Source organism: Clostridium sp. (assembly GCF_040797585.1).
In the GTDB taxonomy this organism is placed as follows: domain Bacteria; phylum Bacillota; class Clostridia; order Clostridiales; family Clostridiaceae; genus Clostridium_Z.
Window position 1 is genome coordinate 1 of record NZ_JBFNEO010000251.1, and the last position, 3,664, is coordinate 3,664.

3 protein-coding genes are annotated in these 3,664 nt (G+C 30.4%); 1 reads left to right on the forward strand and 2 read right to left on the reverse strand.

Translation table 11 applies throughout. From position 1 onward, the window contains the following. The first annotated feature begins 84 nt into the window (after nt 1-84). On the forward strand, nt 85-330 hold the full coding sequence (locus tag AB2369_RS12300) for a hypothetical protein (protein WP_367666770.1): 246 nt from the start codon (nt 85-87) through the stop codon (nt 328-330). Between the two features lie 230 nt (nt 331-560). Here the strand turns inward: AB2369_RS12300 and AB2369_RS12305 are convergent, their stop codons facing one another. After that, nucleotides 561-1,892 (reverse strand): TldD/PmbA family protein, encoded by a 1,332-nt coding sequence (locus AB2369_RS12305; RefSeq protein WP_367666768.1) that lies wholly within the window; start codon nt 1,890-1,892, stop codon nt 561-563. Beyond that, entirely contained in the window at nt 1,882-3,330 is a 1,449-nt protein-coding gene (locus AB2369_RS12310) for a TldD/PmbA family protein (protein ID WP_367666769.1), read from the reverse strand. Before AB2369_RS12310 ends, AB2369_RS12305 begins: the two co-directional genes overlap by 11 nt. Nucleotides 3,331-3,664 lie beyond the last annotated feature (334 nt).

The window sequence follows — 3,664 nt, forward strand, 5'->3', positions numbered from 1 at the left end:
TAATTATTTCCTATACTTTTTATTTTTATAGGTTGGTATATAAGAAATAAACACTCTCAATATCCTGAATTTACGGTAGGTTACATAACAGAGTTTTCTACATTAACTAATAATACTTGGAAGGAAGGCAATAGATTCTGTGGGGAAATGTTAGAACTCTCTGGTATATTATCTTTCATATTAACATTTGTATTGTATTTCCTTGATAGTACTCTTTTTCAATATACTATCTATTTTACAACCTTTATATGCTTATTTGCTACTTTTTATACAGAAGTTCACCTTAGAAGACTATTTCATAAAGATGGTCACTTCAAATCTCAATGCTAGAGCATTTACTTAGGTTCATATCCTAAGTAAATGCTGCATGATTTTATTATTTTAAAAGTAGGAGTTTTCCTCAGTAATCTTCGCCAAATATCCAAATAATCAATATTTTTAAGAAAAACTACTATAAAAATTATTTATTTTTTATAGTAAATACTATTGATAAAGAATCTTACATAAATAAAACTAGCAGACTAAAAGTAGTAAACCTATTTTTAGTCTGCTAGTTTATATTACACTTCTGTTTTACCTGTTATATGAAAATTATTTATTTTCATATAAGGAACAACTTGCGATATAAAGAATGATGGTACTTTTTCTCTTTCAATTGAAACATATTCCACATTGTTAAAAGCATTTAATAATGTTTCTGTGAATCTCATATTTTTCACTGGATATTTTATTTCTCCATCCTCTATCATAAAGACTCCATCTCTAGTAAGACCTGTTAATAAGCCTTGTCTTGGATCTACTATATTCATATAATGGAATCTTGTTATTAATAAAGCCTTCTTACTTTTCTTTATTATATCTTTAATACTTTCCTCTCCTGAATCCATTATTATATTTATAGGAAAAGCCCCTCTTCCATATCCAATGGAATGACCTGTATTTCTCTCATTACAAAGAAGAGCCTCCTTACTACCATATACAGTTCCTTTAACTACTCCCTTATCTATAAGAGTTACTGGAGTCCTCTCAAAACCTTCAAAATCAAATGGTATTCTATAGGTATCATTATGATTTAAATCATCTTTTATTGTTATCTTATCATTAAACACCTTCTCTCCAACTTTCCCACTTAAGAAAGAAAATCCTTCTCTTAAATCCTCTGCATCAAACCCTATAAAGCTCATAAAGTCTACAAGGTCCCCTACTGCTAATGGTTCTAATATAACATCATAATATCCAGGCTCTATGGATTTCGGATTTCTTCCTATTCTGGCTTTTTCATAAGCTCTATTAAATATACTAGGAACATCTATATCTTCCTCTTTATCAGCCGTAACTTCTCCATAGCCTGAAGCTCCATCTTCATGAATCACAACCACATTAAAGTTTGCAGTTGCCGTATCTTTATATCTTTTAATACCATTAGAGTTTCCAAGGGCTATACATCCTGTTTTTAAGGATAGAGAACCTGCTATTTTGTATTCTTCTTCTAAGGACTCAACACACTGTCCTATAAGTTTTGCTCTATTAGAAGTAGAAAACTTCTCTTTTAAATTTTCATTATTTTCTTCATCCTCTATAAATAAAGGTTCCTTTGGATAAGAAAACTCATATTCTCCTTCTGGTAAAAATTCTATATTTTCTTCTGCTTCTTTTAAAGTATTCATTAATTTATCTTCTTCTAATAAATTAGTTGAAACATTACATATTTTCTTTCCATCTATAACTGTTATCTTTACAGTTATATTATCGCTATATACATTTTGATGTATCTCAGAGTTAGCAAAACGAGTTAGACCTTCCTCTTCTCTATTAATAGTAACTAAAGTAAAATATTTTGCCTTCTCTAATATACTATCTATAATATGGTAGCATTTAACTTTATTCAACATCCTTAACACCTACCTTCACCTTTCTGAACCTCGCTGGTGATGAACCATGGGCTACATGGGCTACCTGACCTGGTTGTCCCTTACCACAGTTAGGAGTACCGTAAACCTTCCAATACTTCTCATTACATACTCCATCACAGCTTCCCCAGAATTTTGGAGTTATTCCTGTATATATTGGATTCTTAAATACTTTTCCTGTAAGCTTTCCACTTTTTATTTCATAGGCTATTTCTGTGGCAAATTGGAAATTTACTCTTTTATCATCTATGCTCCAGCTCTTGTTAGTACATAAATATAAACCATAATCTATGCCTTTTATTAATTCATCAAACTCAAAATCTCCTGGCATTAAATTTATATTGGTCATTCTAACGATAGGCATGTTATACCATCCATCTGCCCTATTGGTTCCATTAGAGTTTCTTCCTATTTTTATAGCCGTATCCCTAGAGGATAGAAAATCTCTAAGAATTCCTTTATCAATTATTATCGTCTTCTGAGCCTTAACTCCGTCATCATCATATCCAAAGGTTCCAAGTGCACCTTTTACCGTAGCGTCTGCCACTATGGTTACATGTTTTGATCCATATTTAAATTCTTCCTTAAGCTTATCTACTGTAACAAAACTCATACCTGCATAGGCAGCTTCTGAACCAAAAATTCTATCTAATTCCACTGGATGTCCTATGCTCTCATGAATTTGAAGAGTTAATTGTCCTGAATCTATAACTACGTCAAATTCTCCACTTGGACACTCCTCTGCTTCTAAAAGTACCTCTGCTTCTTTACCTATATTATTGGCATTACCTACTAAATCCATTTCCAGTATATATTCATATCCCGCTGTACCATGATTTCCTCTAAAAGAATTTGGATAACTTCTAATTTGCATATCAGAATCATTTGAGGCAATGGCTACTATTCCAGCACCAGATTCATAAAGACTTTGAGTTATATAGCTACCTTCTGTATCTGCAAATATCTTTTCTTCCTTCTGAAAATCCATAGACCCTTGTGTTTTTTTAAGGTTAGTTCCTCTTCTCATTTCTTCTTCTGCCCTAATTAAAAGACCTATCTTTTCTTTCTTGGATACTTTAAAAGGATCAATTTCTATAGGTATCTCATAATGGTCAACATAAACCTCTTTTTCTGATAGTCTAATCTTTTCCTTTTGAAGAGTTCTACTGCTCTTTGCTATTTCTAATGCCTTTTTAGCTATATCTTTTATATTTTCTAAGTTCTGAGTACTTGCAAATCCTAAAGATCCATCAAAAATAACCCTGACCCCAATCCCTTTACTTCTAGAGTTTATTAATGATGTAACCTTTAAGTTTTCTGTACTTATTTTTTCAGTAGTTCTGTCTACTACTCTAACATCTGCATAATCTACTCCCTGATTCTTTAGATACTTAAGTACTTCTAAAATCTTTTCTTTCAAAATCTAGCCCCCCTTTAAAATTTTATATTGTTTCTATAAGTCAAATTTTAAAACCATAGCCTATTATTAAGTTCCTATCTATTTATCTTAACTTTAATTAAACTATTTAAATAAATAAAACTATTCTATAATAAATATAGTTCATTTCCCTTTATTTTTTATTGATATTTTATTAAAAGTCAATAGGTTCATAGATTATATAGGCTTAATAAAATATGATTTATATTTATTATTTAGATGATTATATCATCTTTTATCTATAGTATTCTACAAATTTATTCCATTATAGTAATTTTCTTATACGTAACACTTTTGAAACTAACTGGAGTAGTAC

Coding starts and splice junctions, on each gene's coding strand:
- AB2369_RS12305 (WP_367666768.1), bottom strand. CDS start 1,892: ATGTTGAATAAAGTTAAATGCTACCATATTATAGATAGTATATTAGAG.